The organism is Streptomyces sp. NPDC055189, assembly GCF_053606765.1.
Genome location: NZ_JBSGSG010000001.1, coordinates 229,786 through 247,242 on the forward strand (window position 1 = coordinate 229,786; position 17,457 = coordinate 247,242).

General features: G+C 70.6%; 10 protein-coding genes. 9 read left to right on the forward strand and 1 reads right to left on the reverse strand.

Translation table 11 applies throughout. The features are described from left to right. Window positions 1-79: 79 nt before the first annotated feature. Together ACWFR3_RS01035 and ACWFR3_RS01040 are read left to right on the forward strand one after the other, a co-directional pair. Complete coding sequence (locus ACWFR3_RS01035; protein WP_453732380.1) at window positions 80-631, forward strand: adenylate kinase; 552 nt, start codon at window positions 80-82, stop codon at window positions 629-631. A gap of 116 nt (window positions 632-747) precedes the next feature. Then, entirely contained in the window at window positions 748-1,149 is a 402-nt protein-coding gene (locus ACWFR3_RS01040) for a squamosa promoter-binding protein 15 (RefSeq protein WP_453732381.1), read from the forward strand. Here ACWFR3_RS01040 and ACWFR3_RS01045 read toward each other — a convergent pair. After that, complete coding sequence (locus ACWFR3_RS01045; protein WP_453732382.1) at window positions 1,137-2,024, reverse strand: MBL fold metallo-hydrolase; 888 nt, start codon at window positions 2,022-2,024, stop codon at window positions 1,137-1,139. The genes ACWFR3_RS01040 and ACWFR3_RS01045 overlap by 13 nt on opposite strands. A gap of 532 nt (window positions 2,025-2,556) precedes the next feature. Here ACWFR3_RS01045 and ACWFR3_RS01050 point away from each other — a divergent pair. The 7 genes from ACWFR3_RS01050 (at window position 2,557) to ACWFR3_RS01080 (ending at window position 17,452) form a co-directional block, all read left to right on the forward strand. Then, a complete protein-coding gene (locus ACWFR3_RS01050) occupies window positions 2,557-3,270 on the forward strand; it encodes a thioesterase II family protein (RefSeq protein WP_453732524.1) in 714 nt (237 codons plus the stop codon). Next, complete coding sequence (locus tag ACWFR3_RS01055; RefSeq protein WP_453732383.1) at window positions 3,267-4,097, forward strand: SDR family oxidoreductase; 831 nt, start codon at window positions 3,267-3,269, stop codon at window positions 4,095-4,097. Before ACWFR3_RS01050 ends, ACWFR3_RS01055 begins: the two co-directional genes overlap by 4 nt. Window positions 4,098-4,188: 91 nt before the next feature. Then, a complete protein-coding gene (locus ACWFR3_RS01060; protein WP_453732384.1) occupies window positions 4,189-7,155 on the forward strand; it encodes an amino acid adenylation domain-containing protein in 2,967 nt (988 codons plus the stop codon). Beyond that, window positions 7,152-10,919: an amino acid adenylation domain-containing protein gene (locus ACWFR3_RS01065; protein WP_453732385.1), complete on the forward strand. Its 3,768-nt coding sequence runs from the start codon at window positions 7,152-7,154 to the stop codon at window positions 10,917-10,919. The genes ACWFR3_RS01060 and ACWFR3_RS01065 overlap by 4 nt, the downstream gene beginning before the upstream one ends. Window positions 10,920-10,939: 20 nt before the next feature. Further along, window positions 10,940-16,237, forward strand: a complete 5,298-nt coding sequence (locus ACWFR3_RS01070) for an amino acid adenylation domain-containing protein (protein WP_453732386.1) — start codon at window positions 10,940-10,942, stop codon at window positions 16,235-16,237. 89 nt (window positions 16,238-16,326) lie between these two features. After that, entirely contained in the window at window positions 16,327-17,082 is a 756-nt protein-coding gene (locus tag ACWFR3_RS01075) for an AzlC family ABC transporter permease (protein ID WP_453732387.1), read from the forward strand. Window positions 17,083-17,131: 49 nt separating this feature from the next. Continuing rightward, window positions 17,132-17,452, forward strand: coding sequence for an AzlD domain-containing protein (locus ACWFR3_RS01080; RefSeq protein ID WP_453732388.1), 321 nt, complete (start codon window positions 17,132-17,134; stop codon window positions 17,450-17,452). Window positions 17,453-17,457 lie beyond the last annotated feature (5 nt).

A 17,457-nucleotide genomic window follows, 5' to 3' on the forward strand; every position in this document is an offset into this window, starting at 1 on the left:
GACAACGCACCGGCCGCCGCTCGACTGGAGGCTGACGCGTCGGCCATGCTCTGTTCCCGCAGACCCGGAGAGGACCTTCGTGAAGATCGCTGTATTCGGTCTGCCCGGCACCGGGAAGACAACCCTGGCCCGGGAGCTGTCCGTACGCACCGGCGCCCGCGTGACCAGTCTGGACACCGTGCTCTTCACCCCCGGCGGCGCGCTGGCGCTGGATGACTTCCGTTCCGAGGCCGCCCGCATCACCGGGGAACCGGCATGGATTGTGGAGGGCAACTACTCAAAACTCGCCGACATCGTGTGGCACCGTGCCGATGTCCTGGTCTGGCTCGACTACCGCCTCTCCGTGATCGCGTGGCGCATCCTTGTGCGGTGGGCCCGCCAGGTCACGGGCCGTGAGCCGAACCCCAACGGCCTGACCTTCGGCCGTACGTTCACTGCACGGCGCTCTGTGTGGCGCAACGCCCGGCGCAAGTACCGCGCCAACCGGCCCCGCTATGCCCGCCAGGCCGACGAGGCGGCCGCACTCGGCGTACACGTGCTGCGTTTTCGTAGCCCTCGCCAGACCCGCGGATGGGTGCGTCGGCTCAGTACGAGCGGCGACGTCAGCAGGCCCGGCAGGGCAGAGCTTTAGCGCTCGAGGCCGCGGCGCGATGAGACGTGCGGGACGGTCGAAGTGCCGGGGAACGTTGCCGGCCTGCGAGGGGAAAGACGGGCGAGGGCGCCGGCTGCTGCTGTACAACGATCGCTATGAGCTGGGTGGCGAACGTGATGGTCTCAGTTGACGTGGCCGACATTTCGGGTGTGGAGGCGTTGAGCGAGTGGTTGCGGACGGATGCCCCTCGTCGTGCTCAACCAGAGGCCCGGGGGGTCGGCTACCTGAGGCCGCTCACCAGTCCCGGGACCAACCAGTGGGGTGGCTGGAAGCACCCCGGGTGTGAGGTGTGGGCGGGGGCGTTGAACCATGCCGACCTCGACGCCCTCAAGCAGCGTGTGTTCGAGATGCCGTGGCGCGAGCCGAACCTGGTTCAGCTCCTGGTCATGGATCAGGAGGAGGGGTTCTTCCGCCTGTGGATGATCCGGGGCGGTGAACTGCGCCAGTTCGCGCCGCTGCAGCCGAACGAGGGGGACGAGGGTTTCTACCGGTATTGACGATCTGCGCCCACGGCCCACGCCGGGAGGAACGGCTCTGTCAGATGCGGGGTTGCCAGGTGCAGCGTGGTGGCGGTTTCGCGGTCGAGCATGCGCTGTCTGGAGTGCCGGGCGGTCTCGGGGTCGGCCTCGTGTGCGTAGGCGAGGTGGGGGTGGAGCAACTGGAGTGCGTGGACCAGGAGGTCGCCGGTGACGAGCGCCGTCTCGCGCCCGTGGGCGACCAGCACGCTCTGGTGTCCGGGGGTGTGGCCGGGCGTGGCGATCGCGCGGCCGGTGCGCAGCGGGGTGTCCCCGTCGAGGAGGCGGAGTCGGCCGGCGGCCGTGAGCGGGTCGGTGAGGGTCTCGCGCAGCTGCGGGTTGAGCGTGTCGATGGCGTCGAACTCGGCCCGCTGGAGCAGGTATTCGGCGTTGGGGAAGTAGGGGCGGCGGCCGCCGGTCGAAGCGTTGGTGTTCGCCGGCCCGCCCGCTGAGGGGACGGCGGCCTCGGTCACGACTGCCCACCCGACGTGGTCGGTGTGCAGATGGGTGAGGACCACGGTGTCGACGTCGGCCGGGTCGATGTCCGCGGCGGCCAGCGATGCGGGCAGCGCACCGGGCACAGGCGCCCACGATCCGGCCGGGCTGTCCGCCGGGCCGATCCCGGCGTCCACGACGGTGAGGCCCTTGTCGTCGCGGATCGCGTACGCGCGGAACTGGAGCCGCCAGCGGCCCTCGGTGTCGACCGCGCCCGGGTCGTAGCGGTCAACTTCGGCCCACTGGGCGGCCGTGGCCTGTGGGAAGGCCTCGGCACGCGGGGAGAAGAAAGGGCCCTGGCCGTCGGCGAGGGCGATGATCTCAGTCGAGCCGATCTTGAGGCGGGGAACGCTGAGGGGCATGACCGTGATCCTGCCATGCCTTCCCGAGCGCGGGGGATGCCTGGGGGAGGCCGGAGCCCGTCGGGTGTAGGGCGATGCCAGTTCCATTTCCATCGGCCCGACGGCGGATCGTGCGTCTCAGGGACGTATCAGCGGAATCCCAGAAGAGGACGGCAGGATCGGTCTCACCGGTGCACGGGGCGACACGGCTGCGGGATATCGAAGGGAGAGGAACGCGGCTCGGCCCAACGGGGTTTCGGGCAAACCCGGATCGAGCTCATGCCCTCGCAGGTTCGAATCCTGCCCCCTCCGTGTCGGGACACACACTCCCCGGCCACCCGCACCGCGATCGGTGCCCGCGGGGCCTGTCCGCCCACTGGAACCCGCGAACGCCGACGCTGCCGCAGCTGAGATCACTGACGTGCTGGTGTGCGCCGCGGCAGACTCCGGCGATTCCCGCGCTGCGTGCTGCACCGCGTTCCTGATCACACCTGCTCACGCACGGCAGTGGATGCTGCCGCTGTCTGACGACCTGAAGGGAGAAGTTCGCTTCATGGAGCCGACCTACCTTGTGTGCCTGCCCTTTGCCGGTGCGGGGGCATCCTTCTTCAAGGAGTGGGAGAAGCAAGCACCGGAAGGGCTGAATGTCCTGCCCGTACAACTGCCCGGCAGGGAAGAGCGCTTCACCGACGCGCCCCACACTGACGTCGCCCGGGCTGCGGAAGAGGCATCCTCCCGGGTCCTCGAGCAGATCGGTGGTGCTGCCCGTGTGGCTCTGTTCGGACACAGCCTGGGGGCAGTGCTGGCCTACGAGCTGGCGCATCGGCTCAGCAGTGCGGACGGGGCGGAGCCGGTCAGGCTCTTCGTGAGCGGTTCGCCGGGGCCGTGGAGCGGCAGGGAGAGCCGGGCCACCGGACTGGACGACGAGAGCTTTTTGGCGCAGGTGCGTCGGTTCGCCGGCTACTCCCATCCCGCCCTCGAAATGCCGGAGATGCGGGAGTTGCTGCTGCCGGTGCTGCGCGCAGACGTCGAGATGCACGAGAGCTACCGGCCGACGTCCGACAAGCCGCTGCCCGTGCCGATCACCTCCATGCGGGGGCGCGACGACGAACTGGTGGACACGGCGCAGATTTCCCAGTGGGAGCAGGCCACCACCGCCGGGCTCACCACGGCCGAGTTCGACGGCGGCCACATGTACTTGGCCGACGGCGCCGCCTCCCTGCTGCGGCTCATGGATACCGCGCTCGCGGCGGAGGAAGCGCGATGACGCAGCGCTTGTCCGGCAAGACCGCCGTCATCACCGGCGCGGCCCGCGGCCTCGGCCGGGCCAGCGCGCTGGCGTTCGCGCGAGAAGGAGCAGATCTCGTGCTGCTCGACATCGCACAGGATCTGTCCGGCGTGCCCTACCCCCTGGCTTCGGCCAGCCAGTTCGAGTACACCGCGGATCTCTGCCGGGAGTTCGGTGTCTGCGTGCTGGCCCGGCAGACGGACGTACGCGACATGCGTGAGGTCACAGCGGCGGTGTCCCTGGCGGTCGAGCGTTTCGGCCGGATCGATGTTCTGGTCAACAACGCCGGCATCGCTGCGCCGTCCGGCAAGGCGGCGCACGAGATCGGTGAGGACGAGTGGGAGTTGATGATCGACGTCGATCTGTCGGGGGCGTGGCGCACCATCCGTGCGGCGGGCGCCCTGATGGCCGCGCAGCGCTCGGGCAGCATCATCAACGTTGCCTCGACCGCGGGCCTGGTGGGGTATCGCCACTTCGCCGGGTACGTCGCCGCCAAGCACGGTCTCATCGGCCTGACCAAGGCCGCGGCGCTTGACTATGCTCCGCGCCGGGTGCGGGTCAACGCGCTGTGCCCGGGCTCGGTCAGGGACGGTGCGCAGGTCGAGGGCCGGATGCTGTCCGAGATCGCGCGCTCCCTGGACGTGCCGGTAAGCGAGCACGAGGAGACCTTCGTGCAGGCACAGCCGATGAACGCCCTCATCGAGCCCGAGGACATCGCGTCTGCCGGCGTGTGGCTGGCCTCCGATGAGTCCCGGCAGGTCACCGGCAGTGTGCTGACGGTCGACGGTGGCTTCACCGCCCGCTGATCTGCGCTGCTGTCTCTTTCCGGCCCGACTGCTGCTCGCTGAGCCGGTCCGCCGCCGCCCGTTGAACCACTCCTGCTCCGGAGGTCGCTCCGTGCCCCGTACCGATGCCTGTGCTCTTCCCGTTGCGGCCGACAGCCCGCCGTCCGCGTACTGCCACTGCTGGCACGGTCGACTGCCCGGCGGCGCCGACGCCCGTGCGCTGGCCGGTGCCTTCGATGACGCTGTCCGTGCCTGGTGGGGCGATGGCCCCGGCGGGCCGCTGCCCCGGCTGTGGGTCGAGCACGTGCCGGCCGCGAGCGCTTCCCCGACGGCGCGACACCGATTACGGTCCGAGCTGCACCGCCCCGTGGATGCGCGAGAGCGCGGGCTGCGTGCGGTGCTGCTGCAGTACGCGGACGGCCCCGCGGACCTGGTGCTCGTCGCTCACCGGGAGAGCTTCGACGCCCGCTCGCTCGCGTGGATCGCTGATGTGATCACCGGGCGGGCTGCGCATACCCGCTTCAGCCTCCGCAGCCCGGCCCGCTTCGCCGCCGCGGATGCAGCGATGCGCAAGCGGTGGCAGGAGGCTGACTACTCCGGGCGCGTGGAGTGGGCCACGGGTGACGCTGCCGCGGGCGACCGCACGGGCGTGGTGACCGTGGCACTCGGCGACGGCGCCGCAGATGTGCTGGCCTCCGTCGTGGTGGCGACTGGACTGGTCGTGGGGCGCTACGAGAACCAGGACACCCCGGTCGTCGCAGCGCTGACCGCCGTCCCGGACCGGCAGGACGGTGCGCTGGGGGCGTTCGACGCAGGGGTACTGCTGCCTGTCGATCTGTCGGGCCGCCGCGGCACGGGCGAGCTGCTGGCCGAGGCAGGGCGGATCCTGGGCGGCAGCCAGGGGCGGTGCGACCGGCGGCAGTACAGCGAACTTGCCGAAGCGGCCGGGGGTCGGGTCCTGGCGGGTGTGCTGGGAGAAGAGCTTGCGGCGGACGGCGACGGGATCCGCCTGCCGTGCCAGAGGGCCCCGTTCCCGCTGACCGTCGTACCTGGCCGCACGGGCAACGGGTCCCTGCAACTGGCCGTCCACTACCGCATCAGGGATGTCGACGAGGACGCGGCACAGCGTTTCGCGCGTCATATAGCCCGTGTGTACCGGCAGTTGCGCACCGCCAAGGGCGAGGGGGACCCGGCCGCGATCGAGCTGCTGGATGAGTCCGAGCGCCGCCAGATGGCCGCTCTGGGGCGCCCGGCGACTTCATTGGACTGGCGGCCTCAGCGGATCGATGAAGCAGTTGCCGCGCAGGCGGCGCACCGTCCGGATGCCCTGGCGCTGACCTGGGAGGGCCAGTCGCTGACCTACGCAGAGATGAACCGGCGCGCCGAGCGCTACGCCGCGGCTCTGCGCGCGCACGGAGTGCGGGCAGGCGAGCGCGTCGGGATCTGCCTCGAGCGCTCGCCCGACCTTGTGATCACCATGCTGGCCGTGCTCAAGGCCGACGCGGTCTATGTGCCCATGGACCCGGCCTACCCCGCCGACCGGCTCGCCTACACGGCTGAGGACGCCGAACTGTGCATCGTGGTCACCCATCTCGACGACTTCCCCGGCCATGCGCGGCTTCGCACCCTGCGGCCCGAACAACTCGCCGCGTTCGAGGGTCAGAAGGGCAAGGTCGCGGACGCGCGCCGTGCCGCAGCGGATGCCGCATACGTCATCTACACCTCGGGTTCCACCGGGCGGCCCAAGGGAGTGGTGGTGCCCCACCGCAACGTCATCGCCCTGCTGGCGGCCACCCGGGCGGACTTCGCTCTCGCGGCCGATGACGTGTGGACGCTCTTCCACTCCAGTGCGTTCGACTTCTCCGTCTGGGAAATCTGGGGGCCGCTGCTCACCGGCGCCCGGTTGGTCGTGGTGCCCTACTGGGTCTCCCGATCGCCCGACGAGTTCCGGGAGTTGCTGGCGCGTGAGCGGGTCACCGTGCTCAATCAGACTCCCTCTGCGTTCGCCCAGCTCATGGAGGCTGAGCTCCGCCAGGCGGGACGGCTGGCGGTGCGGCTTGTGGTCTTCGGCGGCGAGTTTCTCGACACTCGCGCCCTGCTCTCCTGGTTCGACCGCTACCCCGAGCGGCAGTGCCGGCTGGTCAACATGTTCGGCATCACCGAGACCACCGTGCATGTGACGGCGCAGACCGTGACCCGCCGGGAGGCGCTGGCCGGGTCCCGCTCGGTGGGCCCGGCCCTGCCCGGCTGGTACTTCTATGTTCTCGACGCGCGAGGCCGCCCCGTGCCCTGCGGCGTGCCGGGCGAAATTTATGTCGGCGGTGAGGGCGTCGCCCTGGAATACCTGGGCCGCCCCGAGCTGACCGCACAGCGCTTTGTGCCGGACCCGTTCACCGGCGGGCGCATGTACCGCAGCGGCGACCGGGGCCGGCTGCGGCCCGACGGCCGGCTGGAGCACCTGGGGCGCCTGGACACCCAGGTCAAGGTCCGTGGCTTTCGTATCGAACTGGACGAGATCCGCCATGTCCTGCTCGACGACCCGGCCGTCACGGCGGCCGCCGTCGTCCTCGGCGGCGATCCGGTGCGGGACGCCGCCGGGGTGCGCATCGAGGCGTACGTGGTGCTGCAGGGCGGCGATACGGCAGCTGTACGGCGACGGGCCGCCAAGGTGCTGCCCGCGTACATGCTGCCGACGACGGTGACGGCGGTGAGCGCGCTGCCGCTCACCGCCAACGGCAAACTGGACGCCCGGAAGCTGCCCGGGCCCATGACGCAGAGCGCCGGGCCCGCACCGGCCGCGAGGACCGGATCGGTGCGGGAGGCCACCGCAGGCGAAGCGCAACGGAGCCCCGCAGACGGCCTCACGGCCGCGCTGGCCGCTGTCTGGGGATCGGTCCTCGGTGTGGCCGTCGGCCCCGATGACAACTTCTTCGAGCTCGGCGGTAACTCGCTGTACGCGGTGCGCATCGCCGCGGCCATGCGGGCGCGAGGACTCCCCGCGCTTGCCCTGCGCGAGCTGTACATCAACCCGACGGCGAGCCGGCTCGCGCAGGTGCTGGACGGGGGTGCCCGCCGATGAGCGACGTCGACGCCGATCCCGGACGGCTCCTGGAGTGGCTGCCAGGCCCGGCCGACCCGGCTCCGGCCGGAGCCTACGGTCCGGTCGATGCCGCCGGGACAACGGCACCGTTTCGGGTCATCTCCCCCTCCCGCACGAGTGCGGCGGAGGTGCTGGCGGCGTGGAGCGCCTTGCTCCACCACCACAGCGGCCAGCGGGAGATGGCCTTCAGGCTTCTGCGCCCGGGCCGCCAGGAGACGGTGGTGCGCCTGACCGTCGATCCCGCCGGCCGCGTGAGCGACTTGCGGGGCTTGGCGGCGCGCGCCCTGGACACCGCGCAGCCGCACCCAACGGGCGCACAGTCCCTTCCCCTGCTGGTGCACCAGCAGGGGGAGATCTCCGAGGATGCGATGCCGGCCGGCCCGCTCGTCCTGTGCCTCACGGAGAGCGAGAGCGGATCCGTCCTGCAGCTGCGGCATGATCCGGCCGCGAGCCGGGCGGACGCGGTGGCCCGTCACGCGGCCCATCTGTCGCACCTGCTTGCCGTGATCGCCCGGGCCCCCGGGCGTGCGGTGCGCGACCTGGATCCGCTGGCCGACGAAGAGCGCACCTGGCTGCTGGACGAAGTCAACGACACCGCCCGCGACTACCCCAAGGACAGCCGCGTCGAGCAGCTCTTCGCCCAGTGCGCCCGGGCGACGCCCGATCACGCCGCCGTCGTCCACGCGGACACCACCCTCACCTACGCCGACCTGCACCGCCGCAGCACGTTGCTGGCGCAGGCGCTGCGCCGGGGCGGAGCCCTCCCCGGGGAGCCGGTCGCGCTGCTGCTGCCGCGTACCGAGGACCTGGTCGTCGGCGCGCTCGCGGTCCTCAAGGCCGGCGGGATCTACCTGCCGGTGGACCCCGACTATCCGGCCGACCGCGTCGCCTACCTCCTGCAGGACAGCGGCGCACGCCGGGTACTGACCACACGTGAGCTGACCGGGCGCTTCGATGCGGCGGTGGATTCCCTCGCCGCGCGCGGGCACGTCGTCGCGATGGACGCACTGGACTGGTCGGCCCAGCCGGCCGCCGAGGCGCCGGCGCCGGGCGGCGCGGAAGCGGCCGCCTACCTCATGTACACCTCCGGAACCACCGGCCGGCCCAAGGGCGTCCTGGTCCCGCATCGCGGCATCGTCCGCCTCGTGCGCAATGTCGACTACGTGCGCCTGGACGCCACCACCCGGATGGCTCAGATCGGAGCGACCGGCTTCGACGCCTCGGTCTGGGAGATGTGGGGCGCGCTGCTGTGCGGCGGCACCCTGCACATCCTCGACCGCGCGACCTTCCTGGATGTCGAGGAGCTGAAGCAGGCCCTGGACAGTCGGCGCATCACCACCGCGTTCTTCACGTCCGCGCTGTTCAACCAGCTCGCCGACGAGGATCCGACGGCCTTTCGCGCCCTGGAAGAACTGCTGGTGGGCGGCGATGTGCTCTCCGCCAAGCACGTCCGCTCCGTGCTGCGCGCCAACCCCGGCCTGACCCTGACCAACGGGTACGGGCCCACCGAGAATGTGGTGTTCTCCACCTGCCACCGGGTGAGCGGGCCCGTCGGCGCCCGTGTGCCCATCGGCCGCCCGCTGCCCAACAGCACCGCGTACGTCCTGAACCAGGACCGCATGCCGCTGCCCACCGGCGTACCCGGAGAGCTGTATGTCGCCAGCGACGGCATGGCGCTGGGATACCACGGGCGTCCCGAACTGACCGCGCAGGCCTTCGTCGCGCACCCGTTCGCGCCCGGCCGGGTCCTCTACCGGACGGGCGATCGGGTGCGCCGACTGCCCGACGGAAGCATCGACTTCCTCGGCAGGACCGATCACCAGGTCAAGGTCCGCGGCTTCCGGGTGGAGCCGGGCGAAGTCGAAGCCGCACTGCTGAGCCGTCCCGGCATCCGCGCTGCCGTGGTGCTGGCCCGGCGCCGTCCCGATTCCTCCGACAGCTATCTGTGCGCGTACGTCTGCGGCGACAAGTCCCTTACCGCGCGCGAAATCCGGGAGGAGCTCGCTCCGGTGCTGCCGCCGCACATGGTGCCCGCGCACATCAGCGTGCTGGAGGCCCTGCCGCTGACCGCCAACGGCAAGGTGGACCGGGCAGCGCTGCCCGCACCCGCGCCCGTCGCCGGCGAACACGGCCCGGGAAGCGGGCAGCCGGCGCGTGACGACATCGAGCGCGCCCTGGTCGAGCTCTGGGAAGACGTCCTGGGCGTACGCGGGATCGGGATCGAGGACACGCTCGACGCGCTGGGCGCCAGCTCGCTCAGTGCCACCCGCCTCGCCGCCCGCATCCGCCGCCGGTTCGCCGTGCTCTGCCCGGTGTCCACCGTGCTGGCCGCTCGCACGATCGCCGCGCTCGCCGATGCCGTCCGCGGCGCGACCCCCGCGGACGCAGGTGTCCACGGTCCGCGACCGGGCCTGGCCACGGAGCACACCCCGCTCTCGCCGCAGCAGAAAGGGATCTACGTCGAGCAGATCAAGGACCCCGCCGGCACGGAGTACAACCTGCCCATCGTCGTCGAACTGCCCCCGCCGGTGGACGCGGGGCAGCTGCGGTCCGCGCTGGCCGCACTCGTGGCCCGCCACGAAGTGCTGCGCACCGAGATCGCCCTCGACGCGAGCGGACAGCCCTACCAGCACGTGCACCCCGACCTGCCCGTGCTGTTGGAGGAGGTGGTCCTGGCGCCGGGTAATGGGCCACAAGCCTGGACGGAACAGTGGATCCGCGCCTTCGACCCGCACCGAGCTCCGCTGTGGCGGGCGGTGCTGCTGCGCCACACCACGGGCATCCATCTGGTCCTGGACGTGCACCACCTGCTCACCGACGGATACTCCCTGGCTCTTCTCATGGGGGAGTGGGCGGCACTGATGCGCGGCGAGCAGCCGGCGGAGGCGGAGGTGGCCTACCGGGACTTCGCACAGTGGGCGTCAGGCCCGGAGCACTGCCGTCTCTCCGCGGCCCAACGGGCCTTCTGGACGCAGACCTTCGCACAGCCGCCCAAGCCCCTCGACCTGCCGACGGATCTGCCGCGCCCCCCGGTGCGCCGGACCGAAGGCGGCTACCTGCCCTTCGCCCTCGGCCCGCAGCGCAGCCGGGCCGTGCGCGAGCTGGCCCGCGCCGAGGAACTCACCGCCTTCGCCGTGCTGCTGGCCGCATACACCGCCTTCCTCGGGCGGATGAGCGGGCGTGACGACGTCACCGTCGGCACGCCTGTCTCCGGCCGGCACCTGCCCGGCGTCGACCGGGCCCAGGGGATGTTCGTCAACACGCTCTGCCTGCGGTTCCGGCCTGCGGCCCGGATGCCCTTCCGCGCCCATCTGCGAGCGGTCGCCGAGCACACCCTGGCCGCCGCGGACCACCAGGACCATCCCTTCGACGAGATCGTGCCGCTGGCCGGTGAGCGCGACTTCCGCCGCAATCCGCTCTTCGACACCCTCTTCGCGCTGCAGGACACCGGACTGCACCAGGTGGACTTCCTCGGCGGCCGGCCGCACTGGAGGCCGGAAGCCACCCGGCGCACGATCTTCGACCTCAACCTGCAGATCGAGGACGAGCCCGAGGGCTTCACGGCGCGGTGGGCCTACGCCACCAGCCTCTTTTTGCGCCCCACCGTGGAGCGGTTCCGCGACGAACTGCTGGCCATCCTCGATGCCGCGCTCGCCGGGCCGGACACGCTCCTTGGCGAACTGGGCCGCCGGCCCGACGCCGCACCCCGCGCTCCCCAGCCCACGCTCGACTTCGACTTTTGATCCGATCCCTGGAAGGCACCATGCAATCCATAGAGACCCGAGGCCAGCTCAAAGTCGCCGCCGCACAGCGTCCGCGCGAGGGTGCGTTCTGGCGGGCCGAACTCGCCGCCCTGCCCGAGCGCTCCGGCTTTCCCTTGGATATCAACGCCGCCGCACACGGCGGGACCCGCGCCACGGTCACCCTCGAACTGGACCCCGCCCTGGCCCAGCGTCTCGAGCAGCTGACGCGGGGACAGGACGACGCCCTGCACTGCGTACTGATCGCCGCCATCGGCGCGCTCCTGCAGCGCTACACCGGCGCAGAGGACGTCGTGCTGGCGGTCCCCTCGGCAGCGGTGGCGGGCGCCCCCGAGCCGCTCGCCGACACACTGGTGCTGCGCCTGCCGATCGCGCGGGACACCGCGCTGCGGGGCCTTCTGGGTCTGGTCAAGACCCGCTTGCTGGCCGCACTGCGGCATCAGGACTTCCCGATCGAGCTGCTCGCCGAAGAGGCAGGGGTGCGGGTGCCGGAAGGCGAGCACCCCTTCGCCGAGGTCCTGGTCGACTCCGTCGGGGGCGATACGCGGGCGGCGGACCGCAGCACCTTCGGGTGCGTCTTCGCGTTCGTCCGCAAGCCCGCCGGCCTGGCCCTCGAGCTGCGGCACCGGAGGGACCGCCAGAGCCCCGAGTCCGCCGAGCGGCTCCTTGCGCACTGCGCTGTCCTGCTCGGGCAGGCCGCCCACGCCCCCGATGCGGCCCTGGCCGCCCTGGACCTGCACTCGGATGCCGATCGCACACTGATCGCCGAGTCCAACCGCACGCAGGCGCCCTTCGAGGACAGCGTGCGCCTGGACGAGCTGTTCAGCCGCCAGGTCCTGGCGAGCCCGGGCGCGGTGGCCGTCGTGGGCGACGACTTCAGCCTCACCTACGCCGAACTGGACGCCCGGGCGAACCGGCTGGCGCACACGCTGCGCGCCCGCGGGGTCCGCCGTGAGGATCTGGTGGCCGTGCTGGCCGACCGGTCGCCGGAGATGCTCGTGGCCATCTACGCGGTCCTCAAAGCCGGCGGCGCCTATCTGCCGGTCGACCCCTCCAATCCCCGCGAGCGCATCGCCTACATCCTCCAGGACAGTGCCGCCCGCCTCGTGCTCACCCAGCCCCGGCACCTGCACCTCGTGGCTGCGGGCGCGGCGGTCGTGGATCTGGGCGACGAGGCCAGCTACGCACCGCAGGCGAGCACGCCGCCGGTCGGCGGCACCTCCCGTGACCTCGCCTACGTCATCTACACGTCGGGATCGACCGGCAACCCGAAAGGCGTGCAGATCGAGCACCGCTCGGCGGTCAACCGGATCGCCTGGATGCAGAAGGCCTACCCGATCACCTCCGGCGACGTGATCCTGCAGAAGACCCCGACATCGTTCGACGTCTCGGTGTGGGAGCTCTTCTGGTGGATGTTCGAGGGCGCGTCGGTGTGCCTGCCCGCGCCGGGCGCCGAACGTGACCCGCAGGCCCTGCTCACCGCGGTGCAGCGGCACGCTGTCACCACCCTGCACTTCGTGCCCTCCATGCTCGGCGCGTTCCTGGACTACGTCCTGGCAGCGGGGCAACAGGACCGACTGGCCTCGCTGCGACAGGTCTTCGCCAGCGGCGAGGCACTGACCCCCCAGCACGCACGGCGCTTCGCCCAGATCGCCGCCGACGCCCGTCTGGTGAACCTGTACGGGCCCACCGAAGCGGCGGTCGACGTCACGCACTACGCCTGTGACGGCACACAGACCCGGGTGCCCATCGGCCGGCCGATCGACAACACCCGCATCCTGATGCTCGATTCGGACCTGCGCCCGCAGCCGGTCGGCATTCCCGCGGAGCTGTGCATCGCCGGTGTCCCGCTGGCCCGCGGATACCTGCACCGCCCCGAACTGACCGCCGAACGATTCGTCGCCGCTCCGCTGGCCGGCGAGGAGCGTGTCTATCGCACCGGCGACCTCGCCCGATGGCTTGCGGACGGTTCGATCGAATACCTGGGCCGCATCGACCACCAGGTCAAGGTGCGCGGCTACCGCATCGAACTGGGCGAGATCGAGGAGCGGCTGCGCCGGCACCCCTCGGTGCAGGACGCCGTGGTCATCGCCCGCCCGCAGGACGACGGACAGACCTCCCTCTGCGGCTATGCGGTGTCCCCCGAGCCGGTCGCGGAGGCCGTACTCAAACATCACCTGGCCCGCACGCTGCCCGAATACATGATCCCGGCCCGGCTGGTCACGCTGGACGCCTTCCCGCTCACCCCGAACGGCAAGCTGGATCGCCGGGCCCTGCCCGAGCCCGCACCGCCCGCGCGCGATGGCGTCGAGTACGTCGCCGCGCGGACGCCGCAGGAAGCCGACCTGGCCCGCATCTGGACAGAAGTGCTCGGCTCCCACCAGGTCGGCGTGCACGAGAACTTCTTCGCCCTGGGCGGCAACTCGATCCACTTCGTCACCGTGCTGGCCAAGGCCCGCGCGGCCGGCCTCGACTTCACCTTCCAGCAGTTCTTCCAGAACCCCACCGTTGCCGAACTGGCCGCAAGCCTGGCCGGCCCGACCTCCGTGCACGCTCCCGCGGCGCGCACCTTCGAGCCGTTCGAGCTGCTGTCCGCACAGGACCGGGCGAAGATCCCCGCCGGGATCGAGGACGCCTATCCCATGACCCAGCTGCAAGCCGGTCTGGTGTTCCAGAGCGAGCTGTCCCACGGCACCGCCGAATACCACGACATCATCAGCTACCTCATCCAGAGCTCGTTCGATGCCGAATGCTTCGAGCGGGCCGTGCGGATCGTGGTGGACCGCAACCCCGTCTTCCGGACCAGCTACCACCTCACCGGCTACGGCGAGTACCTGCAGTTCGTGCACGAACACGCGCCGCTTCCGCTCACCATCGCCGACCTCCGCGCCAAGACCGGCAAGGAACAGGACGACTGGTACCGCACCTGGGCCGAGGAGGAGAAGCACAGCCAGTTCGACTGGGCCCGGCCCGGCCTCGTACGGCTGCACGTGCACATCCTGAGCGACGACCTGTTCCGCTACTCGCTCAGCCAGCACAACTCCGCCCTCGACGGCTGGAGCATCACCCTGGTCCACACCACGCTCTTCGACACCTACTACCGGCTGCGCGAGGGCCGGCCGCTCCCGGACGCCCCCCTCGACAACCACGCACGCACCTACGTCGCGCTCGAACGGGAGTCGCTGCAAAACGAGGAGCACCGCGCCTACTGGGCCCAACTGCTCGAGGGCAGCCCCTTCACCGAGCTGCCCCGGACCAAGGTCTCCCCGGACCCGGACATCTTCCCCGTGCTCTTCCACGAGGTGCAGTTCCCGCACGGCCTCTCGGACCGCATCGTCGCCCTGGCCAACGAGCTGTCCGTCCCGGTCAAGAACGTCGCGATGGCCGCACACACCAAAGTCCTCGCGCTGATCGCGGGGGAGCGGGACGTCATGACCGGCTACGAGCACAGCGGCCGACCCGAAGCCGAGGACGCCACCCGGGCGATCGGCCTGTTCCTGAACACGGTGCCGTTCCGGGCACGGATGGACGACGGCTCATGGGCGGATCTCATCCGCCAGGTCTACCGGTCCGAGACCGACCTGCTGCCCGCACGGCGCTATCCGATGGCCCAGATGAAGCACGACCTGGGCACACAGGCAGCGCTCTTCGAGACGGCCTTCAACTTCACACACTTCTATCTGCTCAAGCAGCTCGAAGCGATCGAGGGCTTCTCGCTCCTGGACGTGCGGGCCAACTCCGAGACGGAGTTCGTGCTCCGCGCCGAATACTCGCGCCACTTCCGCACCGATGAGGTGCGGCTGTGCCTGCACTACCACGCGCACCTCTTCGAACCGTGGCAGATACAGAGGATGGGCGCGTACTACATCGCCGCGTTCGAGCACATGACGGCAGATCCCGCAGCCGCCCACCAGCTCGCCGTGCTCCTTCCCGAGGAGGAACAGCTCGCGCTCGACACGGCAGAGCGCGAGCAGCCCCTGCCCGCCGAACTGGAGCAGTTCGTGCCCGACGGGACACGGTCCTACCGCGCACGGATCCTCGACGCACACGGCCTGCCGGCCCCCTTCGCCACCCGCGGCGAGGTCGTTCTCGTGGCCGGGGACGCGGCTGCTCCACCGGTGACGACCGGGTTGTACGGACGCCGCACGACCGAAAGCATCGACGTGCTGGGCAGCCTTGAGCAGCGCAGCCGCCGCACGTTCGGCCGTTCCGGGACGCCGCGGAGCGCCGTATCCGCCGGGCCGTCGGCACACCGCCGACCGGCCAGCGAAGTCCAGAGGCGCATCGCCGCAGCCTGGTCGAAGGTGCTCGATGTCCCGCTCGACGAGATCACGCTCGACCAGAACTTCTTCACGCTGGGCGGCAGTTCGCTGTCGGCGATGCGCGTGATCATGGAGTTGGACGGGCTGGTTTCGCTGACCGACCTGATGCGCAACTCCATCCTGCAACCGCTGTGCGACGTCGCCCAGACCCGCTTGGACGAGAACAGCGGCAGCCAGACGCAGGGGCACAACCTGCTGCAGCCCCTTTCGGCCGATCCGTCCGGAGCCGACTGCGCCCTGGTCTGCTTCCCGTACGCGGGCGGCAACGCCATCAACTTCGAGCCGCTGGCCACGGCACTGGACAAGGCCGACAACGGCGTCGCCGTGTTCGGTGTGGAGCTTCCCGGCCACGACGGCGGGCGGCCGGAGGAACCCTTCGTGTCGGTGCAGGACGCGGCGCAGCGGGTGGTCCACGAGATCGGGCACACCCTCGCCGGGCGGCCGGTCATGCTCTGGGGCCACTGCGTGGGCTCCGCCCTCGCAGTGGAGACCGCCCGTCTCCTCGAGGCGGGCGGCACCCGACCGGCACACGTCTTCACGGGCGGCAAGCTGCTGCACTCCGCCGAGGACACCCGCACGGGCCTGGACGAGGTGGCCGCGATGACGGACGAGGGCATCGTCCGCTGGCTGGCCGACGAGACCGCTCTCGCCGGGCTCGACGCCCTGCGCCCCGCCCAGACGGCGTTCCTCGCAGGCGTGGTCCGCCACGATTCCACTTCCGCCAACGGCTACCTGCTCAGGGCGCTCGAGCACGGCCCGAGCGCGAAGATCAGCGCCCCGATCACGGCCGTCTACACCACGGACGACCCCCTGACCCAGGGCCACCAAGAGCGCTACGAGCAGTGGTCGCTGTTCGCCGATGCACCACGCCTCGCCGAGGTCGGCACAGGCGGCCACTACTTCTGCCGTACGGCTGCGGACGCTGTCGCCGCCCTGGTGCTCGACCGGTGGCGGGAAGCAGCCGGCGACACGCGCTGATGCCGGGACCGGCCGGAGCCCCGGCCACCTTCCTGCCGGGCGGGCCACGCCCGCACGTCGAAGATCGAGGAAACGAAGGTGGGCTGACGATGAGTACCGCAGGCACACCGCAGGCCATGACGGCTTTCACCCCGCGCCGGCAGTTGCTCGCCGGGGCGAAAAGCATGGCCCCGTTCCTTGCCTCAGTGATACCCCTGGGCATCGCCGGCGGCGTGCTCGGCCTGTCCAGCGGGCTGTCCGCCTGGTCCACTCTGGGGCTGGCGATGGCCGTGAACTCAGGCACGGCCCAGTTCGTCGGCTTCGCTCTGATAGCCGACGACGCGGGCTGGCTCACGATCATTCTGACGACCCTCATTCTGGGGCTCCGGATGTTGATCTACTCGACCATCCTGATCCCGCACGTCAAGGACGTGCCGCAGCGGTGGAGAGTGCTTCTGGGCTTCGGGCTGATCGACGCGGTCTTCTTCGTGGCCATCGAACGGCTCAGGAAGGGCGAACTCACCCGCAACAAACACCTGTACTTTCTCGGCGCCTCCGGCGTCATGTACGTCACGTGGATGCTGTCGACGGCCCTGGGCATGCTCCTTGGCTCGGCCGTGCCCGATGTGCAGGAACTCGGACTCGACTTCCCGATGACGGCGATGTTCGTCGCCATGCTCGCGACCGGGCTGGCCAACTGGCGTGTGGCCGCCGTCATTTGCACGGCCGGACTGACCGTGATGCTGGCGCACGCGCTGCCCTACAACCTGGGAGTCGTGCTGGCCACCGTGGTCGGCGCGGGCGTCGGCACCGCATGTGAATACGCGACGAAGGGATCCAGACACGACGAGGCGCCGCCTGCCTGACAGGGGCCGCCGAAGAGCCGGAGAACACCAAAGGTATGGAGAGTTCGAAATGACCATGACGCTCTTGATCCTGGGCATGGGGCTGTGCAGCTTCCTGCCGCGGTACCTGCCTCTGGCCGCCTTCGCCGACCGCGAGATGCCAGCGGTGGTGAAGACACTGCTCAACTACACACCGCCCGCGGTCCTGGCCGCGCTGGTGTTTCCTGCCGTTCTCGCGCCCTCGGGCAAGGGCATCGAGCTGACGGCATCGAACCTCTACCTGATCGGCGGCATCGCCACGTTCACCGCGGGAGTCATCTCCAAGAAGTTCCTTCTCGCCGCGGCCATCGGAATCACCGCGTTCTTCCTGAGCCAACGGCTCAACGGCTGAACCAC

Bases quoted from the DNA above. Each gene is read 5' to 3' on its own strand.
- ACWFR3_RS01040 (WP_453732381.1), top strand. From the start codon at position 748: ATGAGCTGGGTGGCGAACGTGATGGTCTCAGTTGACGTGGCCGACATT.
- ACWFR3_RS01045 (WP_453732382.1), bottom strand. From the start codon at position 2,024: ATGCCCCTCAGCGTTCCCCGCCTCAAGATCGGCTCGACTGAGATCATC.
- ACWFR3_RS01050 (WP_453732524.1), top strand. From the start codon at position 2,557: ATGGAGCCGACCTACCTTGTGTGCCTGCCCTTTGCCGGTGCGGGGGCA.
- ACWFR3_RS01055 (WP_453732383.1), top strand. From the start codon at position 3,267: ATGACGCAGCGCTTGTCCGGCAAGACCGCCGTCATCACCGGCGCGGCC.
- ACWFR3_RS01065 (WP_453732385.1), top strand. From the start codon at position 7,152: ATGAGCGACGTCGACGCCGATCCCGGACGGCTCCTGGAGTGGCTGCCA.
- ACWFR3_RS01070 (WP_453732386.1), top strand. From the start codon at position 10,940: ATGCAATCCATAGAGACCCGAGGCCAGCTCAAAGTCGCCGCCGCACAG.
- ACWFR3_RS01075 (WP_453732387.1), top strand. From the start codon at position 16,327: ATGAGTACCGCAGGCACACCGCAGGCCATGACGGCTTTCACCCCGCGC.
- ACWFR3_RS01080 (WP_453732388.1), top strand. From the start codon at position 17,132: ATGACCATGACGCTCTTGATCCTGGGCATGGGGCTGTGCAGCTTCCTG.